Consider the following 26,803-nt stretch of genomic DNA (forward strand, 5'->3'; position numbering starts at 1 on the left):
AGCTTTTTTTCCTAATCCAGCCCTGCCCGGGCTATCCGCAGCTCTTCAAAAGAATATTTCCCGCCGGTAATTTCCCGGATGTCCGTATTCGTTTTACCGGGATGATCCACCAATACGCCGCAGATCTCGTTATTCCGTTCTTCTCCCAGCACATCTTCGGCACTTACTTTTCCAAGGATCACCAGCTTCAGCAAATGCCCGTATACGGTAGATTCGGTGAGCTTGCGGGCCTCTGCCACTCCGCTGACCGAACCGTGGGCCTTCCAGGCTTCAAAGGTTTCGTCGGTGGTGCTCTTTTTGGCCAGGGTTTTCTTCTTTCTTGATAACGGCGTGTAATAGCCGTTATCTTCATCATCCGGCACCAGCTGTTCGGAATTATAATTTTCTTTCACCCGGCTGACCAGGTCGCGTTTGTATCTTTTCACCTCTTCCGGCTCCAGGAATTCCCGCGATATCTCCGTGCCACTCACGATTGCCTCAAGCCACTTTTTGCTTCGGAACAATCCCAGAACGGCCTCTGTGGTCACGTCATCGAGCACGGTCAGCTCCTCGTAAAAAGCTTTCATCCGTTTGATCCGGCTCACTTCCTGCATTTTCACCAGCAGCTCATAATGCACGGCAAAAAGCACCTCTGAAAAATAGGTAAATGCCGTACCGCACCGTTCTTCCAGCCGGGCCGTTTCGGTGGGTTCCGTACCCAGTATTTTCCGGAGCAGGTTACCGAATTTCCGCGAAGGCTCCTGCAGCTCGCGGATCTTCGCGTACTGCCCTTCTATCCACGGGTGAAATGCCCGCTTCGGCGAGTTCGGCAGCTCTGCATCGTACGAAAACTTATGGTTGCGCCATTCCTGGCACATGACTTCCAGGTTAAAGCAGGCAAGCAGCCGCTCTGCCAGGTATTTTACGGTTTCGGTATCCAGCTCGTTCTGCAGGGTTTCTTCGGGTGTGCGGGTTTTGGAATATTCCTTTACATGATTATCCGATGGAATGACCGAAGCCGGGAAGGGCTTCAGCAGCACCAGTCCTTCGAGGCTTCTCAAGCGGCTCAGAGCCACATAGGCCTGGCCGGGGGCAAAGGCCCTGGATACATCCAAAACTGCTTTATCAAAGGTAAGGCCCTGGCTTTTGTGCACCGTAATGGCCCAGGCCAGCTTCAGCGGAAACTGCAGGTAGGTACCAAGCACCTCTTCTTCAATGTCTTTGGTCATGGCATTTACGGTATACCGGATGTTGCGCCACTCGTATTTTTCCACCTGCAGGGTCCTCCTTTCTTCCCGGAACTCCACAATGACCTGTCCTTCTTCAAGGCTCTTAACATGCCCGATCTTCCCGTTATAGTAGCGTTTCTCGGGCGAAATATCGTTCTTGATAAACATGACCTGGGCGCCCGTTTTTAAGCGCAGGTCGCCTTCCATGGGGTAAATACGTTCCGGAAAATCCCCCACCACTTCCGGTGAAAACACCGCCTCGCTGCCATCGAGGTCGGCCAGGGCTTCGGAGTTCCGTCGGTCGGCATCGGCATTGTGGGTGGTCAGCGTGATATAGCCTTCGGCATTCCGGATATCAAAGTCCGGGCGGTGATGGCTGTTCAGCACCCGGATGTCATCGTCGTTGATCCGGTTATGCCGCAGGTTATTCAGGATACGGATAAAATCTTCGTTCTGCTGGCGGTGCACTTTCTCCAGCTCCACGTGCACCGGCGGACTGTTCCTGATCACCTGCGCATCAAAAAAGAAGGGAGAGCTGTAGTATTTTTTCAGGATCTGCCACTCGTCGGGCTTCACAATGGGCGGCAGCTGGAGCAGGTCTCCGATAAACAGCACCTGTACCCCGCCAAAAGGCTGCTGGCTGCGGCGGATGCGCTGCAGCATAAAATCTACGGCATCCAGGAGGTCGGCCCGGAGCATGCTCACCTCATCGATCACCAGCAGCTCCATATTCCGGATCACCGACTGCCGGGTGCCGTTCATCCGGAAATGCCTGCCCAGCGAGCTGCGGCTTTCTACCTTCAGCTGGTCGCCGAAAAGCGGGCTGCCGTTCACATCGGGAATAAACGCCCCGAATGGCAGCTGAAACATGGAATGAATGGTTACTCCGCCGGCATTCAGCGCAGCAATACCCGTGGGGGCTACTACTACGGCTTTCTTGTGCGTACCTGCCAGGATCTCCTTCAGAAGAGTGGTTTTGCCCGTACCGGCCTTCCCGGTAAGAAAAACAGAGCGCTGTGTCTGGTTAATGTACCGGGTAACGTACTCAGTAAGTGTGGTATTCATTGTTTTATAAGGATTTGATACATCAAAATTAAAAAATATAACGGTTTTACATGTACTTTTTCCATTTAAAATACGCCCATAATACGATAGTGATCAGCAACATGCCCCCCAGGGTATAAAAATAACCGTTCTGGGTTCTGAGCTCCGGCATGTTCTGGAAGTTCATCCCGTAAATGCCGGCAATGAACGTCAAAGGCATAAAAATAGCGGTAAAGACGGTAAGCGTTTTCATCACCGAATTCATCTTATGGCTCAGGTTGTTGAGGTAGATATTCTGGATGTTCTCAATCATCTCCCGGTATGAATCGATGATCTCAAGCACCTGCAGCACATGGTCATAAATATCCCGGAAATAAACGTAGGTCGATCCGTGGATGAGCGGTGAATCATCGCGGGTAAGCGTAGAGAAGATCTCGCGCAGGGGAGAAACGGCCTTCCGGATCGTCAGCAGCTCGCGCCGGAGGGCATACAGCGATTTCTGGTCTACCCCGCCCGGGTTCTCGATCACTTTCAGCTCGGTCTCTTCGAGCTTTTCGCTGAAATCTTCCAGGAGGAGATAGTAGCTGTCTACCACTACATCGCATAACGTGTAGAAAAGGTAATCCGACTTGCCCCGCCGGGTTTTGCCTACCGAGCTCTTCAGGCGTTCTTCTATGGGTTTGAATACATCGTAAGCGCCGGCCTCCCGGAAGCTCACCACGTAGTTTTGTCCCAGCACCAGGGCCACGTGCTCAGCCTCTATCTCCCGGCTTTCGTCGTTGCCGTGCAGCAGCTTCAGGATCACAAAAATGTGCTTGTCAAAATGCTCCAGCCGGGGCTTATTGTAGGTATTCAACACGTCTTCAAGCAGCAGGGGGTGAAACTGGAAAGCCCTGCCCAGCTCTTCCACCAGCTTTACATTGTGCACCCCGCTCACATTCAGCCAGTGAATAAAGGGCGAGTCAGGCGGAGGTACCTGGAAAGACTTCAGCTCTTCTACCGTAGCCTCATTGAACCGTATTTCCCGGATTCCGGCTTTCTCTTTATTTTCTTTCCCGGCATAAATGAGCGAGCCCGGCGAGGTAAATGCTTTATCGAGATGCTTCTTACGTTTGGACATGTCTGCACGAAAGGTTAGAATGCGAAGTTAGGAATAAAAACTTGGTTTCCCCTCACAATTCCCCGCTCCTTCCCTGCAGCCCGCCCGTATGCAGCAATACTACTTTCGTCCCCCGCCGGAAGAAATCCTTGCGGAGCAGATCATAAAAGGCATAAACCATTTTACCGGTATACACCTGTTCCAGTAAAATCGTATGCTTTGCCTCAAAATCCCGGATAAAATCCAGCAGCTCCGTTGTATAACGGGCATACCCCCCGAAAGCATAACCGGTCAGCAGGGTGGCTTGCCCCGGAAAAGGCCGCAAAAGCAGCTTCGAGACTTCCTCTCTCAGAAAATCACCGTTTTTCAATGCCGAAACCCCGATAATTTTTACGCTCTCCGGCGCCCCTTCTATCAGGCCCGCCAGCGTACCGCCCGTGCCGCAGGCCGTGAGCAGGTAATCAAAAGGCCCTAGCTCGGGAATGAGCTCGGCCACGCCCGGCAGCGCCAGGGCATTGGAGCCGCCCTCGGGGATCACCAGGTAATTTCCGGCATATGCTGCCGAAAGGTTTTCCTTATCTCGGTAAGCCTCCCGGCTCACAAACTCCAGCGCTATCCCCTGTGCATGCGCAAATGCCAGCGTGGGGCTGCTGCTTTCGTTCAGCTCCTGCCCTCTTACCAGGGCTTTTCCTTCAAAACCAAACTCCCGGCAGGCAAAGGCAAAGGCCGACAGGTGGTTGGACCAGGCCCCGCCAAAGGTCAGGAGCCTGTTTTTCCCCTGCTTTTCCGCTTCCACCAGGTTGTATTTCAGCTTCCGGAACTTGTTGCCTGAAATAAACGGATGGGTCAGGTCGTCTCTTTTAACAAAGACTTCCACCCCTTTTTCCGCAAATAATTCCTCCTCTATTTTCTGTAGCGGAGTAGGAATTTGAATTATACTTTCAAAATCAAGCATCTTTACCGAAATTTGCACAAATATGAGTACATTCGACGAAACCAAGGCAGATTTTGAAGAGGAAGATGATGAATTCATCGAAAACCTTCAGATCAAAGTGGATCCCGGCCAGTCATTTATGCGGCTGGACAAGTATCTTTCGCATCACCTGAAGAACATCTCCAGGAACCGGATTCAGAACGCCATTGATTCGGAGTCGGTGAAGGTAAACGGCGCTTCGGTCAAATCGAGCTACAAAGTGAAACCGCTCGACGACATCCTGCTCTCCCTCGTGAAATCGGGCAAGATTCCCAAAGAGGTGATCCCGCAGGATCTCCCCCTGAATATCGTGTACGAGGACGACGACGTTCTGCTGGTCAACAAAGCCCAGGAAATGGTGGTGCACCCCGGGCACGGGAATCCTTCAGGCACCCTGGTGAACGCCCTGGTCTATCATTTCGGCCACCTGCCTTCTGCCCGCGACGGGGAGATCAGGCCGGGCCTGGTGCACCGCATTGACAAAGGCACGTCGGGCCTGCTGGTGATTGCCAAAAACGAGTTTGCCCTGCAGTTCCTGGCACGGCAATTTGCCGACCATACCACGGAAAGAACCTATTACGCCCTGATCTGGGGCGAACCCAAAGAGCCGAAAGGCACCATCAATGCCCATATAGGCCGCGGGTTCAAAGACCGGCGCGTATCGGACGTCTTTCCTGACGGAGAGCACGGAAAAGAAGCCATCACCCACTATGAGGTGCTCAAAACCATGCGGTATGTTTCCCTGATCAAATGCAACCTGGAAACGGGCCGCACGCACCAGATCAGGGCACACATGAAGTACCTGGGGCACCCGCTCTTTAACGATGCCGCCTACGGGGGCGACCGTATCCTGCGGGGAGAGATTTTTTCGAAATACAAGCAATTTGTGGAAAACTGCTTCAGTCTCATGCCCCGCCAGGCCCTTCATGCCAAATCGCTGGGTTTTATACATCCTACCACCCGCCAATGGATGCAGTTCGACTCCGAGCTGCCGGCCGATTTCCAGGCGGTGCTGGATAAATGGGAGCATTATTTACAATATAAGTGAGCTAGTTCCGAGTTGAGAGTTCCGAGTAGAGAGTTCCGAGTAGAGAGTCTCAACTCGGAACTCTCAATTCGGAACTAAGTACTATAATAAATATGGTTTTACGAAAAGCAGAAAAAGAAGACATTCCCGCTATCCTGCGGCTGGTGAAAGAGCTGGCCGAGTACGAGAAAGCGCCGGATGAGGTATCCAATACCGAAGAACGTATGCTGAAAGAAGGCTTCGGTGAGCACCCGGCTTTTGGCTGTATCCTGGCTGAAAAAGAAGGCGAAGTGATCGGCATGTCGCTGTATTACTACCGCTATTCCACCTGGAAAGGCCGCAGGTTATACCTCGAAGACATTATTGTAACCGAAAAAGCCCGTGGCCTGGGGGCCGGTAAGCTGCTCTTTGACCGTACCGTGGAAATAGCCAGGGAAGAAGACTGCACGGGCATGATGTGGCAGGTGCTCGACTGGAATACGCCTGCCATTGCGTTTTATAAGAAATACAATGCCCGCCTGGACGGGGAGTGGATCAATTGCCATCTGGATTTTGAGTGAATTGCTTTTGAGTAATTTCCGCAAATACGTTTTTCATAAAAATGCGTTTGAGCGCATCAGAAAAACAAAAACATGAATTCACCAGATACAAAAGCGGGCAGCACCCAAAGGTACTGCCCGCTTTTCTTTTCAGGATCCGCCTTACTGCACCAGCAGTTTTCCTTTCATCATAGCCGAGTGGCCGGGGAAAGTACAGATGTAGGTATAAGCACCTCTGGCCGGAGCGGTAAATTCAATTGTAGAGCTTTCGCCGCCGCCTACCAGGTCAGTATGCGCAATGATATCGCCCGCTGCAGATGCAGGAATATAATCGGTATCTTTTGCCGCCAGCGCTTTGGTAGCAAAGTCTGTTTCGTTTACACCGTTTTTCAGCAGGACAAAGTTATGGCCCATAGAAGCTTTAGGCAGCTTTCCTGAATGCACCAGGGTTAATTTTATGGTCTGACCGGCTGTAGCTTTCAGGGTGGTCTGGTCGTACTTCATATCGTCACCGCCTTTCAGGGTGATCTCCAATACGGTGTTGTCGGCAGAAGCCACGTTATCGGTTTCTTCGGTGGCAGTTGCGTCTTCTGAGGCAGCCGCGTCATCAGCAGACTCTTCAGTAGCGTTTGCTGTGGTAGTGGTATCGCTTGAATCGGATGATTTGCTGCAGGCGGTAAAAATCAACATGGAAGTGACTGCCGCAAGTGCTATGGTCTTTTTCATTTGTACAATATAAATTAAGTTAGTTTTTAATAAAATTTTATTTACAAAAATACAGGAATACTTCTAAATAAGACAGAAGAATTTAAATATATTCACAACACTTTATCTCTCTCTGAGAGACAAATACAATATTCTGAACTATTCATGACCTGCGTCATATTTTTTACTGATCTTCCTTAGGATATGCGGTCTGTTGCCCTGCAGGAATGGAACTGTCGGGGAAATCCCTTACCTTTGTCCTTTTTACCGGACTATGGTTTATATTTCCAGGGAGGGGGAAGTGATCCGTACCGATCAGACCCTCGACTCCGTCATTACCTTATACGATGCGTGGAGAAACGGCTTGCCTGAGATCACCCTGAGCACCTCGGGTTCTACCGGTGCACCCAAGGTGATTTCAATAAGCCGCCAGGCCCTGCTGGCCTCTGTCAGGCTCACCGCCGGGGCATTTGACCTGGTCAGCAGCGACTTTTTCCTGTGCAACCTGAACACCGACTACATCGGGGGAAAGATGATGGTGATCCGGGCCGCTGAAACGGGCTGCGACCTGATGGCCGTGCACCCTTCGGCCAACCCGTTTGACGAGCTGAAAAACCAGTCTGCCCTGTTTGCGCGCAACCGGGGATCCAATTTCTTTTCCTTTGTACCGCTGCAGCTGCAGAATATCCTGCAGAATGAGTCGCATGTGAGCCTGCTCCGGACCGCCAAAGCCATACTGGTGGGCGGTGCTCCCGTATCAGAAGAGATCAGGGCGGAAATACAATACCGCAACCTGCCCGTATTTGAAACCTACGGTATGACCGAAACCGTCAGCCACATTGCCCTGAAAGATCTGCGCACCAACGATGCCTTTTTTACGGCATTGCCGGGAGTTACGCTTGCTACCGATGAGCACGGCTGCCTGAAGATACAGTCGCCCTCCACGCTGGATCAATGGATAACCACCCATGATGTGGTAGAAATGGTTTCGCCGGAGAAGTTTATCCTGAAGGGCCGGCGCGACAATATCATTAACTCGGGCGGTGTGAAGATCCAGGCGGAAGAAGTGGAACGCGCCATAGCCGGGGCTTTCCCCGGCCTGGCAGGTTTCTTCTGCTACGGCCTGCCTGATGACACCCTGGGCCAACGGCTGGTGCTGGTACTGGAAGGTGACGCCCCCGAACCTGACCTCTCGCGTCTTGATCTTCCCCGCTACCACGTGCCCAAAGAGATCATCCGGGTAAAAGAGTTTGCCAGAACCCCATCCGGGAAAACCGATAAGATCAAAACCATTGCATCATGATCAATATAAAATTTCAGACTTCGGCCCTGCAGCCGGCTCCCTATGCCTATGCCCTTCAGCTTGACCTGAAAGAAGACAAGGGAAAAACGCTGGCCTACGACCTGGAAATTGAGTTCCTGGACCGCGACAGCCTCACCGAAGAGGAGATTCTGGAAGAAGGGTTTACGCTCTCTGACGACCTCAGGCTGAAGGGATCTCTCCCGCAAACCTGGCTGGAAGAGCTGAAAACGCTTATTTCACGCACCGAACAAACGGAGAAGGACGAACTGGAAGAAAACGAGGACCTCTGGCTCCTCGACACCGGTAAAGAGCCCTTTTACCCGAAAAACCCACGGCAATGGGCTGATTTTACCGAGCAGATCCGCCAGGCTATCCTGGAAGACAGCGGGCTCGAGAAGCCCCTGGAGATCACCCTGGCCGAAGTAAGCCCTGCCGGCAAAAAAACAACGGTGATCCGGGGGAGCTTTGCCCGGCAAACGCTGATCGTGGAAAAAGACGGAACCCGGAAAAGCCTGAGATGGAACCAGCTGAACGCCTTGTTGCGCGACCTGTATTCGGGCGACCTGAATTACGACCTCGCTGCCACCCGGCTCAAGAACGCCGAAGGTATTTACCTGAATTTCGGGGATGAATATTGGTTTGAGCTCGGGAAATCGTATATCAACAAACCGCAGAAAGTACGCGCCTGGCTGTAAGGCCCGGTTTCAAACGCTTTTCAGCGTGTCTGCAAAATGTACCCGGTTTGGATCACAAAAGCGCATCAAACTGCGTTTTCAGGGCATTGAACCTGGCCGCCAGGGCCGCCAGGTCAGGCCGGGCCCTGGGCAGGGTACGGGAGAAGAAGCCCACGGGCTTCCACACTTCGCGGATATCTTCCGGCCGAAGGGTAAAATCGCTTCCGTTACCCTCGTTTTTAACGGTAAACTCCCCGTTGGAGGCATTTTCCAGCTTTCCCAGGAAAATACCTTTTTTCAGGCTGACCACCAGCAGGCGGTCCGTTGCGGCCCGGTAATCGGTCAGCCGCTCACCGATAACGATACCTTCTTCCAGGGAGCTGTAGGCCGGCACGTCAAACGCCCGGTATTGCCGGCCCTCTTCCCCGAACGGAAAACTGAGAACGGGCAGCTCTGCCAGGCGGCTTTCAAAGTCGGCATCCAGGATATAGCGGTCAAAATATTTATGGCTGATATAGCGCACGGCATTCTCCTGCAACGCCTCAAATACCGGTGCCTGATGGCCGGTGCGTGAAAAAGGGCGCTTCTTTTCCGGCTGGATTACCGGCTCTTCGGGTGCCGGAATTTCCTCTGATGCTTCAAAAAGCGGGGTATCAACTGCAAAACGGTATTGCGTCAGCTGATCCAGGCTTATCCCGAACAGCGAGGCCATGCGGTTCAGCTTATCCAGCGGCGGGGTAGCCCTGTTTTCTTCGTAGGCGCCTATAGCCTTACGGTTAATGCCCATCAGTTCAGCGAACTTTTCCTGGGTCAGTCCCATCCGGTTCCGGAGGACCCTGATATTTTCATTAACGTAAGACATTTATTCTTCCGGCGAAGCAATGATAAAATTATGGTTTGTATAAATGCAGATGTCGGCTGCTATGGTGAGCCCTTCCCGTACCATCTCTTCAGCGCTCAGGTGAGGCGCATGCTTTTTTAATGCCAGCGCTGCAGCCTGGGCATACATGCTGCCCGAGCCGATAGCCGCCACCTCGTTATCGGGCTCCAGCACATCGCCACTGCCCGAAATAACCAGCATTTCTTCTTTATTGGCTACGATCATCATGGCCTCCAGCTTGCTCAGGTAGCGATCGGTACGCCACTCTTTCACCAGCTCTATGGCGGCCCTGCGCAGGTTGCCGTTAAAGGTGTTCAGCTTCTCTTCAAATTTCTCGATAAGGGTAAAAGCATCGGCGGTAGAGCCTGCAAAACCGGCCACTACTTTCCCGCCGGCCAGCTTCCTGATCTTTTTAACGTTCGACTTGGCAACGGTGTTCCCCATGGTGGCCTGTCCGTCAGCGCCGAGGGCCAGCTCACCGTTATGAAATACGCCGAGTACGGTTGTAGATTTTATTTTTTCCATTGATAGTCTGAAATATTATTTGTGTTGATTAAGTATTGAACGATATGGGTTCCGGTGGTATATTGTAGCTGGTTCCCGGCAAGCCGGGAACCAGCTATAATTATTTTACACCAGTAACTTATACGGTTCTTCCAGCAGCTCTTTCAGGGTCACCAGGAACGCCGCACCCAAAGCTCCGTCTACCACGCGGTGGTCACAGGTAAGGGTAACTTTCATGATATTGGTGGCATAAAACTGCCCGTTTTTAACGGCTACCGTCTCTTTAATGCCGCCTACGGAAAGGATACACGATTCGTTTTTCGGGTTATTGATGATAGAGTTGAACGAGTCTACCCCAAACATGCCCAGGTTACTTACAGTAAAGGTGTTGCCTTCCCAGTCGGCCGGCTGAAGCTTGCCGCTCTTGGCTTTCCCGCCCAGCTCTTTGGTTGTGGCTGCCAGCGCAGACAGCGGCAGGGCATCGGCAAAACGAATCACAGGTACCACCAGGCCGGCTTCTACAGCCACAGCCATACCGATGTGAATATGGTTGTTTTTCCGGATGTGATCTCCTCTCCACGACGAATTAACCGCCGGGTGCTTTTTCAGCGCTACTCCGCAGGCTTTCAATACCATGTCGTTAAACGATATTTTCACCGGCGACGCCTCGTTCATCACGGCACGGGCCTTGATGGCGTTATCCATGTTGATCTCCATGTTCACGCTGAATGCCACGGCGGTGCTTTGCGATTCTGCCAGGCTGCGGGCAATGGCCTTGCGCATCTGGGTCAGCGGAATTTCCTCAAAGCTTTCCTGCCCTACAATAGAAGGTGCAATAACGGTTCCGCCCTGGGCTGCCGGCCCGGCTGAAGGAACATAGTTGTCTACATCCGATTTGATGATCCTGCCACCCTCACCGGTTCCTTTTACCTTCGCTATATCGATTCCTTTTTCTTTGGCTATGCTTTTCGCCAGCGGTGAAGCCAGGATTCTGCCTCCCGTAGAAGCAGCTGCAGGCTCTTCTGCTTTGGCAGGAGCGGCTTCGGCTTTCGGAGCGGCTTCAGGAGCAGCGGCTGCTTCTTTTTTCTCCGCGGCCGGCTGACCACCCGCATAGGCTTTCAGCAGGGTTTCGTAATCGGCACCTTTTTCACCGATCACTGCTATTACCGAGTTCACCGGGGCGGCTTCTCCTTCTTTTACACCTACATACAGCAGGGTGCCGTCTTCGTATGCCTCGATCTCCATGGTGGCCTTGTCGGTCTCCACTTCCGCCAGCAGATCACCTGATTTTACGGTGTCACCTACCTGCTTTAACCATTTGTGGATCACCCCTTCGGTCATGGTATCGCTCAGAAGCGGCATCTGGATCACCGCCGCTTTGATATTAGAAGTATCTACCGCCGGAGCGCTGGCCGGAGCTTCCTCCGCAGGCGCTGCAGCTTCAGTTTTGGCAGGGGCAGCACTGCCGCCCAGGAGCGACTGGTAATCTTCACCGGGCTTGCCGATAACAGCAATTACGGCGTCAATAGGTACGGCCTGACCTTTTTCCACCCCGATGTACAACACGGTACCATCGTAGTACGATTCCATATCCATGGTGGCCTTGTCCGTCTCTACTTCAGCCAGAATATCACCTGATTTCACTACATCCCCAACTTTCACGTTCCATGCGGCGATCACTCCTTCCGTCATGGTATCGCTCATTTTGGGCATTCTGATTACTTCTGCCATATCTGTTCGTTCTATATTTATTCTGTATGTTACTACTAAGGTTCAAAAATACAAATCAATTCAGGGAACGCCCTATTTTTGATATTTAATTTTTCAAAAAACACCGGATCCGGTTTATTACCGGATCGTATCGGGGGTATGGATTGCCGGTTACGTACATTGCTGGTCCATTTATTCCCGAATGCCCCGGACTTCGTCCAGGGGCTGAAAGTGTTGAGTCCCTACGGGACTGGCGGGATTAATTTATTTTTTAATACAGGCTTCGTCCAGGCGCTGGAGATGTTGAGTCCCTACGGGACTGACGGAATTAATTTATTTTTAATACCGCCATAAACGCCTCCTGCGGCACTTCTACCGACCCGATCTGGCGCATACGTTTCTTCCCTTTCTTCTGTTTTTCGAGCAGCTTACGCTTCCGGCTGATATCTCCGCCGTAACATTTGGCCGTTACGTCTTTCCGGATGGCCTTAACGGTCTCACGGGCAATTATCTTGGCCCCTATGGCCGCCTGTATGGCAATTTCAAACTGCTGGCGCGGCAACAGCTCTTTCAGCTTTTCACACAGCTTTTTGCCCCAGTCGTAGGCTTTATCGCGGTGAACAATGGCCGAAAGCGCATCCACCGGATCACCGTTCAGCAGCACGTCCAGCTTGACCAGGTTAGAGGCCCGGTAGCCGATCAGCGTGTAATCAAGCGACGCATAGCCGCGTGAAATGGACTTCAGCTTATCAAAGAAGTCAAAAACCACTTCTGAAAGCGGCATATCGAAGGTCAGCTCCACCCGGGTGGCCGTCAGGTACACCTGGTTTTTCACCACGCCCCGCTTATCCATGCAGAGCTTCATAATGGCCCCCACATATTCTGATGCCGTAATGATCTGCGCATTGATGAAGGGTTCTTCAATGGACTCGATCACGTTGGGATCGGGCATTTCACTGGGCGCCGATACATGAATCACCTCCTTCCGCTTGGTATTTACAATGAATTTTACCGAAGGCACGGTGGTGATCACCGTCATGTCGAATTCGCGCTCAAGACGCTCCTGGATGATCTCCATGTGGAGCATTCCGAGGAAACCGCAACGAAAACCGAAGCCCAGGGCCGCCGAAGTTTCCGGCTCCCATACCAGCGAGGCATCGTTCAGCTGCAGCTTGTCCATCGAGTCGCGCAGCTCTTCAAAGTCAGTGGTCTCTACCGGGTAAATACCGGCAAAAACCATGGGTTTTACCTCTTCAAAGCCTTTGATCGGCTCAAGCGAGGGCCGCTCGGTGTGGGTGATGGTATCGCCCACCTTCACTTCTTTGGCCACTTTTATCCCGGAAATCAGGTAGCCTACATCCCCACATTCAATTACGTCTTTCGGCTGCTTCTTCAGCTTCAGGCTACCGATCTCATCAGCAATATATTCTTTGCCCGTAGCAATAAATTTCACCTTGTCTCCCTTCCGGATACTGCCGTTCTTCACCCGGAAAATAACCTCTATGCCCCGGTAGGAATTGAACACCGAGTCAAAGATCAGTCCCTGCAGCGGAGCTGCGGGATCACCTTTCGGCGCCGGCACCCGGTTAACCACCGCCTCCAGGATGTCGGTGATACCGATACCCTCTTTGGCGCTGGCCAGCACAATTTTATCGGAATCAATGCCGATCAGGTCCACGATCTGGTCTTTTACCTCTTCGATCATAGCGCCGGGCAGGTCGATTTTATTGATCACCGGGATGATCTCCAGGTCATATTCCAGGGCCAGGAAAAGGTTGCTGATGGTCTGGGCTTCAATACCCTGCGCGGCATCCACAATCAGGAGCGCCCCTTCACAGGCGGCAATGGAGCGCGATACTTCGTAGCTGAAATCCACGTGCCCCGGGGTATCGATCAGGTTCAGGGTGTACTGCTCTCCCCCGAAGGTATAATTCATCTGGATAGCGTGGCTTTTAATGGTGATGCCGCGCTCTCTTTCCAGGTCCATATTGTCGAGCAGCTGTGCCTGCATGTCGCGGGCAGATACCGTTCCCGTAAATTCCAGGAGGCGGTCAGCCAGCGTGCTTTTGCCGTGATCAATGTGGGCTATAATACAAAAGTTCCGTATGTTCTTCACAAAATGCGGTGATAAAGAGTAATCAATCCGCAAAAATAGCATATAAACGTGGATTATGCACGGCTCGTTTTTAAAATAGATTTCTCTAACAGATCACGCAGATTGACACAGATTGGCTGTTTGCCGGGAAGCAGGGACTTAAAAGAGAGGGCACGGGGTCTTCCTGGCTAAAAAAAAACTGTACCTATCGGTGGTAGTTTGTGAAAAATTCACTCCCATACCTTCTTCCAGGAAATCATCACTCCGTAATTATCGCGGATCAGGTCGCCGTGATCAATGCCCACATTCAGCTGGATAAAACCGCCCTGCTGCGGCAGAGGGAGGGTCATCTTATGGACAAAGGAAAGCTGATCGGCCGTTTCGGGCAGCACATTGGCGCTGGAGCCGAAATTTTTGCTGAACGAAACCCGGGTTTCCATCTGTACTCCTGAAAGCTGCGTCATCAGACCCAGGTAACCGGCTTTAATATTGTTGTTATTGGCGAAGAAATTGCTGGCCTCGATAGACTTTTCATCGCGGATCTCCGGGTTCGGGATCAGGAAGGGAGACCCGATGGTCTTGCCCTCGTACGACCACCCGTCTACATACTGCGAATGGCTGAAGTAAAAGTTCTGGTTACGGCCGTAATGCCGGCCGGTATAGCCCAGCAGCTTCAGCAGGCCCGAACGGTACATGCCCTGGTTGGTGGTATGAATAAACTCTACCACCATGCGCCGGAACCAGCCCTCCGGCTTCCGGTTGGCCAGCGAAACGCCGTACACGCCGTCGTCGAGGTTGCCCAGGCTGCTGAAAGTCTGCCCGGTTTCAAAGGGCAGTTGCTTATAAAAAAGCCAGCGGTAGCTTCCCGTATTCAGCTCGCCGCCGATATCGATCTGTCCGAGGTGGTTGCCGTACCGGTTTTCAAAATCAAAAGAAGCTATTTTAGCGGAATCGCGCGGCGGGTTATGAAAGGGAAAGACCACGTCGCGGTACACGTTCCAGCCTGAGGCAAAACGTTCATTGATGGTCAGCCAGCGGTCATCCGGCACCGGGTATTTCGGCTCGCCGCCCCATTGCACGTGGTGCAGAATTCCCCCGTATAATTTAACCCGCCCCCCGGGGCGTCCCAGGCGGGCATAGAGCGACTTCTGATGAAGGTAGTAATTCCTGACATAGGTCTGGTTGCCGAACCAGGCGTGGGCAAAATGGCCTTTTATGCCCAGGAATCCGTTCATGAAATTCACGTAATCGGGCAGGGAGATCTCTATGCCCGGCAGCGGGAGCGCGTTTCCCGACCAGGTCATGGAGCCGCTGCTGAGGGTGGTGTCGGTAAAACCGTGCACCTGCTTTTTCCGGCCGGCCAGCAGCTGAACTTTACCCCTGCGGGCCGTAATAAAAGCTTCGGGCAGCAGAAGCCGGGTCTCCTCCCCCACCATGGTCACCATTTCTATTCCGGCCTGCAGCTTCCACCGGCGGGCTGAGGTATCTTCTTTTGTATACAGGCTGTGCCTGAAAAAAAACGTATTGCCCGAATCGGGCACCATACCGAACTGGTTGCTCCGAACCCAGAAGGGGGCCCGGTTATTGAGCGAATAAAGGCCTCCGAACTCAGCCGTATAGGTCACCGTACGACCAGACTGAGCCCTGGCTGCCCCGGATGATAAAAGCAGAGCGAGGATAAGTACAATTCGGATATTCACACAAGAGGCAGCTCAAATTTCAAGCCAATGCCTCCGCCCTTCCTGAATTATTTCAAAACAAAGCAAGCGGAAGCGTGCAGGTGCTGCTTACCGGTTTTCAGCATAGCCGGAGCCTTATGTCTTCATTTTTTTCTTTTTCGCTGCCGGGAACAGCACATTGTTCAGAATGAGCCGGTAGCCTGCCGAGTTGGGGTGCAGGTTCAGATCGGTGGGCTCTTCGTCTACAAAATGCTGGTAATCTTCCGGGTCGTGGCCGCCGTAGTACGTCCAGAAGCCTTTGCCGGCCGTACCGTGGATGTACCGGGCCTCGCCCAGCTCGCGGTTCTCTGCCAGGATCACCACTTCTGATTTGATAAACGGCTTGCGGAAGGCCGTGGTTTGGCCCATAAACCCTTTAATCACGCTCTGGTGGTTCTGGGTGAGCATGGTGGGCACCGGGTCATATTTGGCAGAAAACTCGAAAAGGTTGAAGAAGTCGTTTCCTTCCACCACGCCGCGCTGTTCCTGGCGGTGGTCAATGCTGGAAAACTCCACTTCATACGGATCTTTGACCAGCTTGAAGTCTTTAAACGCAAAGGTTACGTCATAATTCAGCTTTTCATCGGCTTTGGGGTCCATGCCGTCGCCGTCGTATACCCGGTCTACAATATCAACGCCCTGGGCGGCCATAGCAATCTCAAACGTATCGGTGGCATTGCACATGGCAAACATATAGCCGCCGCCGTACACAAAATCCCATATTTTTTTGGCTACCGCAGCCCTCAGCTGCGACACCTTCTGAAAGCCGTGCTTTCGGGCTATTCCTTCCAGCTCCTGTTTCTGATCCTGGAACCATTTCCGCTGGGCATGCACAATAAACTTCCCGAATTGTCCTGTAAAATCTTCGTGGTGCAGGTGCAGCCAGTCGTATTCGGGCAGCTTGCCTTCCAGCACCTCGTCGTCGTAAACCTTATCAAAGGAAATCTCGGCGTACGTCAGGGCCAGCGTCACGGCGTCGTCCCAGGGCATAGCGCTTTTAGGCGTATATACGGCTATTTTGGGAGCTTTCTGCAGCTTCACGGCGTCCATATTGGCATTCGGATCGCGCACTGTGGCCAGCACATTGCTGGCGTCGGCATCGGAAATGATCTCGTAGCTTACGCCCCGGATCACGCATTCGTTGACAAAATTCTGCGAAAACGGCATCAGGAAACTGCCGCCGCGGTAATTCAGCAGCCAGTCGATTTCCGTCTCATACTTCTTCAGCACCCAGAAAGCCACTCCATAGGCTTTCAGGTGGTTGGTCTGGGTATCGTCCATCGGGATCATCAGCTGGTTGGCCGACGCCCTCCCGAAAAGGCCTAAAAATATGATAAGCGGTAAAATGGCTCGTTTCAAGTGCTTGTTATTTACCATCGGGCTTCTGAACTTTGCATTAATAACTGAGATCACCACCGGATATTGCGGTGATGCACCTCCAAAGTTAATTCCATTAAAGGGAATTTCATTTATGAACATCAAAGAAAACATACTCGAAGGCCTCCGATCCATCAATTCCAACCTCCTGAGAAGCATTCTGACCAGTGCCATCATCACCTTCGGCATCATGGCCCTGGTGGGCATTCTGACCGCTATTGAAAGCATGCAGGGCGCCATAGACAAGAGCTTTGAAGGCATGGGCATCAACTCGTTTGACATGAACTCCCGCAGCAACTCTTCCCGCCGCATGGGAGGCCGGGCAGAGAAGCCCGTCAAGCCCATTTCTTTCCGGGAAGCCGTGGAATACCGCGATCGTTTCTCCCGTTCGGAGTCAGCCATTATTACCATCTACACCACGGTTTCGGGGGCAGAGGTCATCAAATACCAGAACGAAAAGTCGAACCCTAACAACTCGGTCATGGGGGCCGATGAAAACTACCTCAGCCTGAAAGGGTACAAGATTCTTGAAGGACGGAACATCACCGAAACCGACCGCAACTACGGCAGCAAGGTAGTGGTGATCGGCTTTGACATTGCTGAAAAATTTTTCCCAGGCGGCAAGCCGGTAGGCCAGGATATCCTCTTCCTGAACGACCGCTACACTATAGTGGGCGTACTGGATAAAAAGGGCAGCATGACGGGCGGTAACGACGACCGCCTGGCGCTCATCCCGCTGGAAGTAGCCCGAAACTACGATACGGAAGGCACCTTCGGCTACACGGTCACCACCTCGGTGCCCGATGCCACTGACCTCGACGAAGTGATGGCAGAAGGTACGTCTATCATGCGGCTGGTGCGGGGCGACAGGCCCTACGAAAAAGATTCTTTTGAAGTAGAGCGGGCAGATGCCCTGCTGGGCGAATTCAATACCGTTACAGGCTACATGCGCATCGGCGGCTTCGGCATCTCGTTTATCACGCTGCTGGGCGCGTCTATCGCGCTGATGAACATCATGATGGTATCGGTCACGGAGCGTACGCGCGAGATTGGCATCCGGAAGGCGCTGGGCGCCACACCCGGCAAGATCCGCTTCCAGTTCCTGATGGAGGCGGTGGTGATCTGTGCCATCGGCGGTATTGCCGGGGTGATCCTGGGCATATCGGCCGGCAACGTGGTGTCTTATATGATGTCGCAGGGCGAGGGCTCGTTCACCGTGCCGTGGAACTGGATCTTCATGGGGCTGATCGTATGTATCATTGTGGGCCTGATCTCCGGCTACTACCCGGCGTACAAGGCGTCGAAGATGGACCCGATTGAGTCGTTGCGGTATGAATAAATGGACAGTTGACAATGGACAATTGACAATGGACAATTGACAATGGACAATTAACAATGGATAATTGATAATGGTTAGGTGTGGATGGAATCGTTATGGATTCGATGGCGGTGGCATTGTCACCCTGAGCGAAGACGAGGGGTAACCCAACAAAAAAACGTCCGAAAATTTGTTATCTAAAGGTTCCCGCTCTACTTTTGCATTCCCAAACGCGACGCCCGGGTGGCGGAATTGGTAGACGCGTTGGTCTCAAACACCAATGAGGTTAAACTCGTGCCGGTTCGATCCCGGCCCCGGGTACGAAAACGGAACTCCAGCAATGAAGTTCCGTTTTTTTATGGTACATGTCTGATATATGACCCTTTCCGGGTTGTGTTGTATGACTCCGGCACTTACCTCTATGTTTGTATCAACCCCATCTTTATGGCTTTACCAATAAGCGTGGCGGTGTTCTTCACCTCAAATTTTTCCAGCAGACTTTTGCGATGCGTATTTACCGTGGAGACACTGATAAAAAGTTTTTCCGATACTTCCGCATTGGTCAAGCCTTCGGCAATCAATTGCAACACTTCTTTCTCTCTCCGGGTAATCAGCGGCTGCTGTTCATGCGGTTTTTTCAATGACTGGGCAGCTTCTGCACTGAAGTATGATCTGCCTTTTTGTACCAGGGAGATGGCTTCCATTATTTCTTTTTTGGTGGCGTTTTTCAGCAGGTACCCTGATGCCCCGTTCTGTATCATATTTTCGATAATGGCCTGCTGGTTAAATGTGCTGAGCCCCAGCACCAAAACAGAAGGATATAGCTGCTTTATTTCTTTGCACAGCTCTGTGCCACTTTTATCCGGCAGGTTCACATCCATGAGTATAACATCCGGCTGCTGAAGCTTCAGAAAACCCAGGCAGGATGCCGCATTGGTGGCATGGCCAAGCCATTCGATGCCTGTTTCATTTTGCAATAATGAACGGATACCTTCAATGACCATATAATGATCGTCTACGATGAAAATTCCTGTCTTCATACCCTATTAATTTCTATCATTACCGAAGAACCCCTGCCCGGTCCGGATTGCACATCCAACCTGCCTTTCAGAAACTCTACCCGGTTCTGAATGCTCTCCCAGCCCATGCCCCCCGAGCTTTTTAACGTGCTTGCATCAAAACCAATTCCGTCGTCTTCCACTGTAACAGCCAATACTTTTTCCGATTCCGACTGATGCAATTGTACCAGCACATTTTTGGCCTGTGCATGTTTAACCGCATTATTCACCAGCTCCTGGATAATGCGGTAAACCGTAACGCTGATGGTTGGGTCAACGGGCATGTCTTTCATGCCTACCGACTGATAACTTGCATGTATGGCACCGCTGCGGTCAATTTCATTGCAAAATTCTTTCAAAGCAGCGTCTAATCCATATTTCACCAGCATTTCGGGCATCATGTTATGCGCAACACGGCGCATTTCCCGGATAGAACTGTCCAGCATATCCATGCTGCGTTCAAAGGCCTGAGCGTTATCGGGCGTCATGATTAAATTTTCCTTCATATTGTTCAGGGAAAATTTTATGCCGCTGAGCATACCCCCAAGACCGTCGTGGAGATCTTTGGCAAGCCTCGTACGTTCCTGTTCTTCCCCTTTCAAAACGGCTTCGGTGGCAGTAAGCTTTTTTTCCGTTTCCAGCTCATCAATCTTGGCCTGCTGCAGCTTTTGGCGATGACGGTAATTCCTGTAAATCAGCAAAGAAATCACCACCAAAGAAACCACACCTGCCGCCAGAAAATAAATAAAGTTACTTTTCTGCCTTAATTCTGTCTGCTGCAGCCTGATCTGGTCTTCTTTTTTTTCCGTTTCATATTTAGCCTCTAAATCCTCTATGTAAAAATTCAACTCTTTTATGTTGGCAATGCTTTGCAGCGAGTCGTACTTATAGGCGTAGTCCTCCGCTTCCCTTATCCTGTTTTGTATAAAGTATAATTTTGAATACGTTTGGTACAGATTTCCCAAAGCATCGGCATTTTCCTTTTTGGCAAGAGCAATACCGCTGTCTAATTCCGCCTTTGCGAGTGAATATTCTTTTCTTAGTATATAGCGCAAGGCATTTACATTTCCTATTTCCACCCGGGTGGTTTTATCGGGTAAACCTACAGCTGCTTTATTCAGCATCACAGCATATTTTTCAACGGCCGCCGGGTTATTCACCGAAAAATAATTTTGACACAGGTTAATCAGTGCATAGCAGGTGACCACAAGATCTTCTTCTTTTTGGGCAAGGGCCAGTTGTTCCCCGTATATTTGAATGGCTGTATCCATTTTGTGCTGATCTGAATAGGAAGCGGCCATATTATTGAGCCCCATCATTACAGCAAATGGATTACGGAACTGCTTCCCGAATTCAATAGCTCTTTTGGCGTAAAATATGGCTTTATCGTACTGCTTCAGGTTGTAGTACGTGTTAGACGCCGTAAGATTACGAATAGGGAAACTTGTACTGTCTTTCGTTTTTTCCGACAGGGCCAGGCATTTTAAAGAATAGTCAATAGCCGATTTATAGTTTCCAAAATGATTGTAAACGGCGGCCAGGTTATTATAGGTTTTGGCCAGAAGCTTGTCATCACCGGATTTTCCGGCAATCGCCAGGTTCTTTAATGCATAGTCTATCGAGCTTTTGTAATCGTTATTATAATAATAGTATTGCATAAAGGCGGTATTGATATACTGATCGCAAGCGGTTATGCCTTTCTCCTGCGCCAGCTTTGCAGCTTTATTCATATAGAGAAAAGAGCTGTCAAAATTTCCCGTAGAATAAAGATCGCTCACCTTCAACAGCAGCGAAATGCGGGTGGAATCATCCTTCGCTCCTGCCAGCAGGCTCAACAGGCTGTCTCTTTTAATTTCCACCTGTGCCCGGCAAAAGATGGAAATTAATACTGAAAATAAAATCAATATCCCTTTTCGCATACTGTAAATTATTTCTTTGCTGCTATCGCAAATAACGACTGCTGAAAGGATATTTCCTATCGTCTTTTTTAATGATTTCTTATCCGCTTTTCAAAAATCACCTTTTTACGGGATTGACTCGCATAAGTGGCCCCGGCTACATTTGCAGTATCAAATGATAAGGGTGCAGGTGCCGGCAGGAAAGGAAGCATCAGCCTGAATACCGGTGCAGGTCCGGTACAGGGCCCAGGAGTATCTGGAAAATAAATTCATCCCCATTTATTAGTATCAAAATGAAGACATCTATCGCGGGTTTAGCTATGCTGCTGTGCTTTCAAAATGGAACGGCCCAAAACAAAGGAAAAATAGTTGCGCCGCAGGTACCCTGCAATGAAACGGCGGATGCGGCAGACGGAATTTATACCGACCATACCAATCCAAAATACGGACCTGTCAATTTAAAGGGCACTGCCCGGGAAAGAGATGCCATGATGAAAAGGCTCATTGCCATTGAACAACTGGAGGAAGCGAGCCGGAAAGATTTTAAGCTTACGGGATGTGCCGCCCGGGTAAGCTTTGCAAGATGGGGTAACAGTAATTACGGGAAACATGTTTACGCAAGGTACGGTTATCAGCTGGGTGTTTACCAGTATGTCTGCCATGTTACCGAACATGTGCCTAAAATAGTAGATGAATACAGAACGGTTTTCCGGGTAGATATCAACCCCTTCATTGCTACGGGAACCCAAGCCGGGGGTACAGGCGAATTTACCATCAACGGGCAGATCCGTTACGAGATACCGGTAGAAGCAAAAGAAGGGCCCGGTTTTGAAAAAGACAGGAAAAATAATCCCAGCAACGTTTCGCAGTACATTTCAGAATCGGATATGCTCGCCAACCGCTCCACTGACTATAAAAACAAGCACGCCGATTTCCTGAAAATCATTAATGGCGAGGGGTATGTGGAAAACTGGATGAGCGGAAGCCAATATGACAAGCGTGGTTCCGATTCATATACCTGGGTAGACCGGCATTACCTCATCACCAAACCGGGCGTTCCGTTATTGATTCCCGTTAGCAGGAAACAATACCTGGAAGACATGCTGGAATACCTCGAAATAGAAAAAGCCAACTTCCTGTATAACCACGCCAAAATGGTGAAGGAGTGTGCGAATGAAACGGCGGATTGGGCCAAAAAGAAAATGGCCTTGCTGGAGCAGGATAAAAATGCCTACCCCAAAATTTATGAAGCCAAAAAAGCAAAACTGAAAGACCTGCTGGCCACCCAAAAGCCGGAGTGGCTGCAGAAGCCGGCCGTGGTGGAGAATAACAACCGAACCTACGACGCCTATAAGCGACTGGAAAACCTGGGAAAGTTTTATGATGCTGAAGAAGAATACCTGTCTGCCCTGTATGTTTTAAACCCTGCCTATTTTACCGCCCCTAACGGCCAGCCCACCCAACCCCTCTTTATGGAAATACAATTCCGTTATGAAACCGGCAAAGACAGCAGAGCTACCGAAAGGCTCTTCAACAATTTCGTAAAAAATTTTGATATAGACGGGTTGAAGAAAATGATTCCGTGATTTAAAGTTTCGTCAATGCCGGTAGGGCAGCACCTGCAGATGGGAAATCAGTCAGGGAGATTCCCGGAAGGGCCAACTACACCGATGGAGCCGATAAAGGCTATCCCGTTACCGGCAAATATGATCAATAATAATGCACTATATTTCAGTAAGTGAGTTTGCCAGAAAATGGAATATTCCGGAAAGAACCGCCCGGAATTATTGTGCCGGTTAACCCATGATCAAACCCGGTATATTTTCGAAACCAATATCGTTGGAGCTTCCAAAGAAAGTATAAATGTGGATGATATTATAGAAACTACCAATCACTTCCGATGTATTGATTTAATCATTGACAAAGCAACATCCAAACTGACGGAATGATTTATTAAAGAATTGCATTTTCTCCTGAAGTCAGGAACATCCGATAGCCAAAAAGACTGGTTTAATGTGGGAGAATACAAAAAGCTGCCTAACGAAGTGGGCGGTAATGAAACTTGTCCGCCTGCCGCCGTGGCCGCAAAAATGAAAGAATTACTTTCCCATTATCGCACCATTGAAAAAAAGACTTTTGAAGATATTATAGACTTTCATTATCAATTTGAAATAATTCACCCTTTTCAGGACGGAAACGGTCGCGTCGGCAGATTGATTATGTTCAAAGAATGTCTTGCAAACCATACGGTGCCTTTTATTATAGATGCCGATCTAAAACTTTTTTATTACCGGGGTTTACAAGAGTGGACGCATATAAAAGAATATCTTTTAGATACGTGTCTTACTGCTCAGGATAACTATAAGGCTGTTCTGAAATATTTTGAGATAGGGTTTGAGTAGGCTTGGCAGTTCGTTAACCGCACTTAATTCGGGATCAGGCTCACCGGAATTTCAGAAGGATTCCAGAAATTTAATACGGAGCGGTATCAGCCATGAGGGCCTTCCTGATCATTTTGATACTGGACATTCAAAATCTGAGCACTAACATAAACAGCAATTTTCAAGTGAAAAAATATTTTTTTCTAAATCCTTTGGAAAACAGTTCGATATAGGTTCGGGGGGTATAGAGACCTGCCGATTGCAGCTCTTTTTTGTAGTTATGAAAGGGACATAGTAGTACTATTCATATGTATTCTTAACTGATTAAATCGTCAAAAGTATCTCCACCAGCCCATTCTAACCCCTGCACAAGGGTAAATTGTTTTTCTGCACCGTCTTTTTTAAAAAAGCTTCCAAGATTTGTGTGAACAAACAGGTGCTTTTCATAGGTTACTTGAGCCAAAGTGTAAGGTTTTGTTGCATTATCATTACTATTTCTACACATAACCCACAAAATATCCTTATCCTTCGAAAATGCAAAATCTACAATAATTGAACTTGAATATTGATTTTTTGAAAATACTTCTCCTACTTTAAGACTTTCCAAATATGTTACAATTGGTATATCTGAATTTTCTTGTGGACAACAAGGAAATTCAGCTGGGGTTTTCCAATCTTTTTGAAGGGCATTTGAGGTAAGAGAAGATGTCAACTCTGAAACTACATCAACGTACCTGTTTGAAAAACTGCGTTTGTATATCCATTCACCTAAAGAACCTCCAAAAGGAAGTTTATCACTTTTTGCCCAAGCCAATAATCTTACTTTGCTCTCTTGTGCTTCTTGAATGCTGACTGTACACATCCACTTGTAATTTGGCTCTTGAAACTTACTGTAAAATTTTGAGGGATCAGCAAGAAATTCTTCAACGTTACATCCACAAACTAATTCAATTCGTTTTACAGTGATAGGATTAAGCAAAACGTTTTCCAATCTTGTAACCCACCTAAGATTCTCGGGTCTGTTATTACGTTTATTTGTATCTATATGATCAATAACATATTCTCTCGTTGGTGGTTCTCCATGGAATGCAGTTGCAACTATTCTGTGAATACTAACCGAAGCAATTTCCATATATCCTGTTTTAGTGTTCGGTTTGCCAAAAGTCCATTGATTATCAGTTGGTCTTGGTCGTTTCCCCTTACGAGGATATCGTAGTATTGCTCCATTATCCCGAACGGAGTAATGTTCATCCTTATAAATGCATTCAGCTTCTAATTCATAATCGCTTATATCAACCACCATTATACTCCTTCAATTCAGATTTAGCCTTATTCGTTACTCTTTCAATTGTCTTCTACATTATTACCCTCTGACTTTATCTTTTGAGGCGTTTTGATAGTGCTTTTTAACCGTTACTTTCATTCCGTTTATCTAACAGTTTCAACCTTCTTCTTCCTTATTTTTCCTTTCTAAAATTTGATAATAATAGCTAAAAGGCTTGTTAAAATGAACTATTTGCCTTGAATTGGGTTTCATTTTATTTCCTTTAGCTTCCTCAATACTCTTTAATTCTTTTACAAGTTGATAATATAGTTTATTCCTGCTTCTATCTAAATGCTTGATCTGCTCTACTGAATACTTATTTAATTTTAATTCTTTAAATCCATTTTTCCAGCATAAGTCATTGGTAACAGTATTATAATTCTTTAGACTTACACGGCCAACAGACATCCCTACTAACCTATGAATAGCAGATTCCCCAATAGAACCACTACTTTTCCTTACCCCATAGCGTACCGCCTGTCTAATTTCTTCAATCACTTCTCTTTGTTTATTACATTCTTTCAAAAAGGATTTCTTTCTAACTCGAATATGTCCATCATAGTGCAATTCATAACCTACAAATCCAATCCAGGGAAAACCACCTTCCTTTATTGAATCCCATTTGTAAGGACCTTTTGATTTCTTTTCCCAAAAGGGTGCATAAGTTAACTCTCCTAATTTCTTACTTTCCCTTTTATTCTTTTCTCTTGCTTTTATTAGTAGGAGGTTTTCGACAAAATCATGAGGAACCAGCTTTAACCCCTTCAAAATACCAACATATATCTCTTTGGCCGCTTCACAAGTTGCTTTATCCGGATGCAGTATTATCATATCGTCACAGAATCTCATATAAAAGGCTCCAGATTGCAATACCCCTTTATCTGCAACATTTAAAATAATATTCGCAATTAACCCTGATAAAGCACCTCCTTGTGGGATTCCAATTCTTTCATCCTCTATATTCTCATAATACCCAAGTTCTTTGAATTGCTCCGATACCCATTTAAAATTACCTTTTGGAATATTATATTTTTCCCAATACTCAATATCTTCGGATAGTGGCACATTTTTATTAAATGCATAACATTCAAGAAATTGATAGAAAATATGAGATGGTTTACTAAAGTCAAGCATGGGATATGTATTTGCAGACTTTTGTATTAATTCATTGTAAAGAACCTTTGCAGTTTTATGATTAACTGTATCGTAAAACTTCTCCATATCACATTCGACAACCCATAAAGGAGTATTTAAATATTTTTCTTTATATTCAAGGATATCTTTAATACAGTCATGGTGTGTTAGTGTTGCAATTCCTGTTTTGTTTTTCTTTGAGCGAAAAGCATAGGAACAGTCTTCAAAATATCGATCAAAAAGTCTTGTAAGATACTTATTTGTTATACTAAGAATAATTCTATCTTTAAGATTAAACAAACATATTGGACGGCATTCATTCACACAATTTTGTCGTTTTTTATTCTTCAGCTTTGGATAAATGGTTGGAACATCAATTTTATAAGTTCCCGATGAAATAGATAACTGAATATCTTTTACAAATTCATCTAAAGATATAAGCCATGGCTCATTTGGCGACTTTTTTCTATAAGATTTTACTGTTTTAATTAATGAATGGTAGTTCCTGTCTGTTGCTGAAATTGGCTGATTAAGCTTATTTACCCTTGATTCACTACCAAGCACTATCCATTTTTTTCTAGGGGGAAAAAGTTTGTTTAATTGACTTAAAAACTGATTTTCATATTTAATAAATCCATTTGCCTTATCATCTTCTATTTCCAAATATTTCTCTGCATCTTTTAAGTGATAATTGAATTTTGGAGAATCTGTTAATAAATGTATAAGATGTCTCTTATTACGACTACTCGCAACCTTTGCCCTTAGTTTACATAAATATGAAACTATTGCATCACTTGAGAAATATGTTTCAAAAGCTTCCATTCCTATTAAAAG

General features: G+C 48.6%; 21 protein-coding genes and 1 tRNA gene. 8 read left to right on the plus strand and 14 right to left on the minus strand.

Translation table 11 applies throughout. The features are described from left to right. Positions 1-11: 11 nt before the first annotated feature. The 3 genes from AB2U10_RS16345 to AB2U10_RS16355 are packed head-to-tail and all read right to left on the minus strand — an operon-like array spanning position 12 to position 4,306. Complete coding sequence (locus AB2U10_RS16345; protein ID WP_367915930.1) at positions 12-2,273, minus strand: helix-turn-helix domain-containing protein; 2,262 nt, start codon at positions 2,271-2,273, stop codon at positions 12-14. Positions 2,274-2,319: 46 nt separating this feature from the next. Further along, on the minus strand, positions 2,320-3,372 hold the full coding sequence (gene corA / locus AB2U10_RS16350) for a magnesium/cobalt transporter CorA (protein ID WP_367915929.1): 1,053 nt from the start codon (positions 3,370-3,372) through the stop codon (positions 2,320-2,322). Positions 3,373-3,424: 52 nt separating this feature from the next. Continuing rightward, positions 3,425-4,306, minus strand: a complete 882-nt coding sequence (locus tag AB2U10_RS16355; protein WP_367915928.1) for a 1-aminocyclopropane-1-carboxylate deaminase/D-cysteine desulfhydrase — start codon at positions 4,304-4,306, stop codon at positions 3,425-3,427. Between the two features lie 22 nt (positions 4,307-4,328). Here AB2U10_RS16355 and AB2U10_RS16360 point away from each other — a divergent pair, with 22 nt between their 5' ends. After that, a complete protein-coding gene (locus AB2U10_RS16360; RefSeq protein WP_367915927.1) occupies positions 4,329-5,372 on the plus strand; it encodes an RluA family pseudouridine synthase in 1,044 nt (347 codons plus the stop codon). A gap of 92 nt (positions 5,373-5,464) precedes the next feature. Next, a complete protein-coding gene (locus tag AB2U10_RS16365; RefSeq protein WP_367915926.1) occupies positions 5,465-5,911 on the plus strand; it encodes a GNAT family N-acetyltransferase in 447 nt (148 codons plus the stop codon). 141 nt (positions 5,912-6,052) lie between these two features. On the opposite strand, the gene AB2U10_RS16370 is transcribed toward AB2U10_RS16365, so the two are convergent. Then, positions 6,053-6,616 carry a plastocyanin/azurin family copper-binding protein gene (locus AB2U10_RS16370; RefSeq protein ID WP_367915925.1) on the minus strand — a complete coding sequence of 188 codons (564 nt, stop codon included), beginning with the start codon at positions 6,614-6,616 and terminating at the stop codon, positions 6,053-6,055. 253 nt (positions 6,617-6,869) lie between these two features. On the opposite strand from AB2U10_RS16370, the gene AB2U10_RS16375 reads away from it, so the two are divergent. After that, the gene (locus AB2U10_RS16375; protein ID WP_367915924.1) at positions 6,870-7,898 is read left to right on the plus strand and encodes an AMP-binding protein; all 1,029 of its coding nucleotides are present in this window, start codon (positions 6,870-6,872) and stop codon (positions 7,896-7,898) included. Then, complete coding sequence (locus tag AB2U10_RS16380) at positions 7,895-8,593, plus strand: hypothetical protein (RefSeq protein WP_367915923.1); 699 nt, start codon at positions 7,895-7,897, stop codon at positions 8,591-8,593. The genes AB2U10_RS16375 and AB2U10_RS16380 overlap by 4 nt, the downstream gene beginning before the upstream one ends. A 52-nt stretch (positions 8,594-8,645) precedes the next feature. Here the strand turns inward: AB2U10_RS16380 and AB2U10_RS16385 are convergent, their stop codons facing one another. The 6 genes from AB2U10_RS16385 to AB2U10_RS16410 all read right to left on the minus strand — a co-directional run bounded on the left by AB2U10_RS16385 (position 8,646) and on the right by AB2U10_RS16410 (position 16,838). Beyond that, positions 8,646-9,434 (minus strand): helix-turn-helix transcriptional regulator, encoded by a 789-nt coding sequence (locus AB2U10_RS16385; protein ID WP_367915922.1) that lies wholly within the window; start codon positions 9,432-9,434, stop codon positions 8,646-8,648. Next, positions 9,435-9,977: an ATP-dependent protease subunit HslV gene (hslV, locus tag AB2U10_RS16390; RefSeq protein ID WP_367915921.1), complete on the minus strand. Its 543-nt coding sequence runs from the start codon at positions 9,975-9,977 to the stop codon at positions 9,435-9,437. Positions 9,978-10,082: 105 nt separating this feature from the next. Continuing rightward, positions 10,083-11,687: a dihydrolipoyl dehydrogenase family protein gene (locus AB2U10_RS16395; RefSeq protein ID WP_367915920.1), complete on the minus strand. Its 1,605-nt coding sequence runs from the start codon at positions 11,685-11,687 to the stop codon at positions 10,083-10,085. A 307-nt stretch (positions 11,688-11,994) separates the two neighbouring features. Further along, a complete protein-coding gene (gene lepA, locus AB2U10_RS16400) occupies positions 11,995-13,782 on the minus strand; it encodes a translation elongation factor 4 (RefSeq protein ID WP_367915919.1) in 1,788 nt (595 codons plus the stop codon). A 209-nt stretch (positions 13,783-13,991) separates the two neighbouring features. Further along, positions 13,992-15,461, minus strand: a complete 1,470-nt coding sequence (locus tag AB2U10_RS16405; RefSeq protein WP_367915918.1) for a capsule assembly Wzi family protein — start codon at positions 15,459-15,461, stop codon at positions 13,992-13,994. A 114-nt stretch (positions 15,462-15,575) separates the two neighbouring features. Beyond that, positions 15,576-16,838, minus strand: a complete 1,263-nt coding sequence (locus AB2U10_RS16410; RefSeq protein ID WP_367915917.1) for an asparagine synthetase B — start codon at positions 16,836-16,838, stop codon at positions 15,576-15,578. A gap of 112 nt (positions 16,839-16,950) precedes the next feature. Between AB2U10_RS16410 and AB2U10_RS16415 the strand changes: the two genes are divergently transcribed. Further along, positions 16,951-18,195 carry an ABC transporter permease gene (locus tag AB2U10_RS16415; protein ID WP_367915916.1) on the plus strand — a complete coding sequence of 415 codons (1,245 nt, stop codon included), beginning with the start codon at positions 16,951-16,953 and terminating at the stop codon, positions 18,193-18,195. Between the two features lie 216 nt (positions 18,196-18,411). Continuing rightward, positions 18,412-18,495, plus strand: a tRNA-Leu gene (locus AB2U10_RS16420). Positions 18,496-18,593: 98 nt separating this feature from the next. Here the strand turns inward: AB2U10_RS16420 and AB2U10_RS16425 are convergent. Beyond that, the gene (locus tag AB2U10_RS16425) at positions 18,594-19,214 is read right to left on the minus strand and encodes a response regulator (RefSeq protein WP_367915915.1); all 621 of its coding nucleotides are present in this window, start codon (positions 19,212-19,214) and stop codon (positions 18,594-18,596) included. After that, entirely contained in the window at positions 19,211-21,091 is a 1,881-nt protein-coding gene (locus AB2U10_RS16430) for a tetratricopeptide repeat-containing sensor histidine kinase (RefSeq protein WP_367915914.1), read from the minus strand. Before AB2U10_RS16430 ends, AB2U10_RS16425 begins: the two co-directional genes overlap by 4 nt. 332 nt (positions 21,092-21,423) lie before the next feature. Between AB2U10_RS16430 and AB2U10_RS16435 the strand changes: the two genes are divergently transcribed. Both AB2U10_RS16435 and AB2U10_RS16440 read left to right on the plus strand, forming a co-directional pair. Continuing rightward, complete coding sequence (locus tag AB2U10_RS16435; protein WP_367915913.1) at positions 21,424-22,716, plus strand: hypothetical protein; 1,293 nt, start codon at positions 21,424-21,426, stop codon at positions 22,714-22,716. Between the two features lie 375 nt (positions 22,717-23,091). Continuing rightward, positions 23,092-23,532 carry a Fic family protein gene (locus AB2U10_RS16440; protein ID WP_367915912.1) on the plus strand — a complete coding sequence of 147 codons (441 nt, stop codon included), beginning with the start codon at positions 23,092-23,094 and terminating at the stop codon, positions 23,530-23,532. 295 nt (positions 23,533-23,827) lie between these two features. Here AB2U10_RS16440 and AB2U10_RS16445 read toward each other — a convergent pair whose 3' ends face one another. Next, positions 23,828-24,814 carry an HNH endonuclease signature motif containing protein gene (locus AB2U10_RS16445; protein WP_367915911.1) on the minus strand — a complete coding sequence of 329 codons (987 nt, stop codon included), beginning with the start codon at positions 24,812-24,814 and terminating at the stop codon, positions 23,828-23,830. Positions 24,815-24,952: 138 nt separating this feature from the next. Further along, entirely contained in the window at positions 24,953-26,791 is a 1,839-nt protein-coding gene (locus AB2U10_RS16450; protein WP_367915910.1) for a reverse transcriptase domain-containing protein, read from the minus strand. Between the last annotated feature and the right edge of the window lie 12 nt (positions 26,792-26,803).

The sequence above is a fragment of the Leadbetterella sp. DM7 genome (genome assembly GCF_040829825.2).
In the GTDB taxonomy this organism is placed as follows: Bacteria; Bacteroidota; Bacteroidia; order Cytophagales; family Spirosomataceae; genus Leadbetterella.

What these genes read in the sequence shown, in the direction of transcription:
- AB2U10_RS16375 (WP_367915924.1), top strand. Translation starts at nt 6,870, where the DNA reads ATGGTTTATATTTCCAGGGAGGGGGAAGTGATCCGTACCGATCAGACC.
- AB2U10_RS16355 (WP_367915928.1), bottom strand. Translation starts at nt 4,306, where the DNA reads ATGCTTGATTTTGAAAGTATAATTCAAATTCCTACTCCGCTACAGAAA.
- AB2U10_RS16345 (WP_367915930.1), bottom strand. Translation starts at nt 2,273, where the DNA reads ATGAATACCACACTTACTGAGTACGTTACCCGGTACATTAACCAGACA.
- AB2U10_RS16370 (WP_367915925.1), bottom strand. Translation starts at nt 6,616, where the DNA reads ATGAAAAAGACCATAGCACTTGCGGCAGTCACTTCCATGTTGATTTTT.
- AB2U10_RS16445 (WP_367915911.1), bottom strand. Translation starts at nt 24,814, where the DNA reads ATGGTGGTTGATATAAGCGATTATGAATTAGAAGCTGAATGCATTTAT.
- AB2U10_RS16385 (WP_367915922.1), bottom strand. Translation starts at nt 9,434, where the DNA reads ATGTCTTACGTTAATGAAAATATCAGGGTCCTCCGGAACCGGATGGGA.
- AB2U10_RS16395 (WP_367915920.1), bottom strand. Translation starts at nt 11,687, where the DNA reads ATGGCAGAAGTAATCAGAATGCCCAAAATGAGCGATACCATGACGGAA.
- corA (WP_367915929.1), bottom strand. Translation starts at nt 3,372, where the DNA reads ATGTCCAAACGTAAGAAGCATCTCGATAAAGCATTTACCTCGCCGGGC.
- AB2U10_RS16415 (WP_367915916.1), top strand. Translation starts at nt 16,951, where the DNA reads ATGAACATCAAAGAAAACATACTCGAAGGCCTCCGATCCATCAATTCC.
- AB2U10_RS16435 (WP_367915913.1), top strand. Translation starts at nt 21,424, where the DNA reads ATGAAGACATCTATCGCGGGTTTAGCTATGCTGCTGTGCTTTCAAAAT.
- AB2U10_RS16380 (WP_367915923.1), top strand. Translation starts at nt 7,895, where the DNA reads ATGATCAATATAAAATTTCAGACTTCGGCCCTGCAGCCGGCTCCCTAT.
- AB2U10_RS16450 (WP_367915910.1), bottom strand. Translation starts at nt 26,791, where the DNA reads ATGGAAGCTTTTGAAACATATTTCTCAAGTGATGCAATAGTTTCATAT.
- AB2U10_RS16365 (WP_367915926.1), top strand. Translation starts at nt 5,465, where the DNA reads ATGGTTTTACGAAAAGCAGAAAAAGAAGACATTCCCGCTATCCTGCGG.
- AB2U10_RS16360 (WP_367915927.1), top strand. Translation starts at nt 4,329, where the DNA reads ATGAGTACATTCGACGAAACCAAGGCAGATTTTGAAGAGGAAGATGAT.
- AB2U10_RS16425 (WP_367915915.1), bottom strand. Translation starts at nt 19,214, where the DNA reads ATGAAGACAGGAATTTTCATCGTAGACGATCATTATATGGTCATTGAA.
- hslV (WP_367915921.1), bottom strand. Translation starts at nt 9,977, where the DNA reads ATGGAAAAAATAAAATCTACAACCGTACTCGGCGTATTTCATAACGGT.